This window comes from Streptomyces sp. NPDC005485 (assembly GCF_040606085.1).
In the GTDB taxonomy this organism is placed as follows: domain Bacteria; phylum Actinomycetota; class Actinomycetes; order Streptomycetales; family Streptomycetaceae; genus Streptomyces.
Window position 1 is genome coordinate 1 of the sequence record NZ_JBEXDZ010000321.1, and the last position, 1732, is coordinate 1732.

Here is a 1732-nt window from a genome sequence, read left to right on the forward strand (position 1 = left end):
CCCGATGCTGCAGCGCTCACGCAGGAAAGCGGAGGTGGGCGAGACGCTGTCTGCGAGCAGCTCCACGTGCTCGGTAGAGGAGGCAGGAGAACCTGCGAACCGCCCGCGCTTCATCAGCCTGTCCAACCCCTCAAGAGCCCAATTGAGGATTCCCGGCAGTTCTCCCTGCAGGTCGGAGTCAAGGGAGTGGTCCTCTCGGCCGAGAAAGCTTGTCTCCATGCTGAGAATCAACAGCCGGTTCGCGATGGCTCCGGACGCGTCGGCGAACGCGGGCAGCTCGTTGGACAGGATCATGAAGCGTGCAGGGATACGGCCGGTCCAGAGAGCGCGGTACTTCCGGTCAACGTCCAGTCGGTCCTCACCGCTGATTGAAAGCAACCGCTCCACGATGGTCTCCGCTGCCCCCGGAACGCGGGGGAGACGAGCGTCAGAGATGATCGCCAGTGACGCGTCAATCAGCTTGCTCATACCGAAGTTCGTGCCCATGCTCGCGAGCGTCGGCCCGGCATGGTTCCCCTCCCCGACGAGAGCCGTCAGGGTTCGGGCGATCGTCCCCTTACCGGATCGGGTGGGCCCGATCATGAGCATGATCTTCTGCATGTCGGTGTGGCCAGACAGCACGTACCCGAACCACTCCTGCAGCAGGGCAATGGCGTCGGTGTCGTCCGGCCAAACGGACTGCAGGAAGTCCAACCACCGCTTAGGGGCTGCAGTCTCCGGGGCGTAGTCGAACGGGACGGAGTTGTTGTTGAAGAACCGGGGAGTGTGCGGCTGCAGCTTCCGTGACCGGATGTTCAGCAGCCCGTTCCGGCACGCGATGATCTCTGACGGCTCACAGTCTCCGCCCTGCAGCCATGAGGGCGGTTCCGTCTCGGTGGGGAGGTAGGTGATGGACTCGATGGCTTCGATGAGGTTCGCGATCTTGCCCCGGTTCGGCGCCCAAGGCAGGGAGACCTCTTTCCCGGTGCGATTGTCGATCCCCCGAAACTTGGCGTGCTCAAGCCGCGGGTAGAGATCCGCGCGCATTGCCCCGGCGTCAATCTCCGACCAGTGGGTTCCCTGCCACCGCATCCACGACGATCGCCAGTACCGCAGTGCGTCCTGCCCATCGACCTGCCACGTGGGCATCAGCTCTCGAGCGACAGCCATGGGGTTGGTCGGGGAGGGCATGACGCCATCCCCCAGCACCGGTACAACGTCCGGACCGGTGTCGTCCGGAGGGGCTGTTTCGAAACCGGCCCACATGTCGTCATCAGCAGGGGCGGCAGGCGACGGTACGGCAGAGAGAGAGGCGCGGGCAGTCGTCACGCTGCACCACCCATCGAGCCGCCGCGCAGACCCCGGGCCCACCCGTTCCGGATGCACTTCTCTGCCTGCTGCACCCCGCCCTTGATGCCGGCCGCGAGCGCCGCGGCGAGCAGCTGCTCGCGCACAGCCTCTTCGGTCAGGATGTGCGGCGCTGTCTCGGAGAGCTCAGCGAGTCGGGCTGCTGCGGCGAACGTGCGGTCGCGGCGGTGGTCGCCGACACCGAGCGCCGACAGGTCGTCCGCTGCTCCCTGCAGCGCTGCGACCGCGTACCGCTCGGCACGGGACCCGGTCGGCATCTGCCGCACCACCGGCCGAACCACAGGCCTGACGGGAGCAGCCTCACCGACGCGCAGCAGCTCGAGCAGCCACCCGGGCACCGGCTGCGGGCCGAGCCCCGGTGGACTCACCCGCTCATACGCCCGGT

1 protein-coding gene and 1 pseudogene are annotated in these 1732 nt (G+C 66.8%); both read right to left on the minus strand.

Annotated elements, in window-relative coordinates; all coding sequences use genetic code 11:
- Window positions 1–1308 (minus strand): phage/plasmid primase, P4 family (locus ABZS97_RS43920; protein ID WP_356149700.1); only part of this gene is annotated, 1308 nt, incomplete at its 3' end.
- A pseudogene (locus tag ABZS97_RS43925) lies at window positions 1305–1732 on the minus strand (hypothetical protein); the annotation flags it as partial. The gene ABZS97_RS43920 and the pseudogene ABZS97_RS43925, both read right to left, overlap by 4 nt.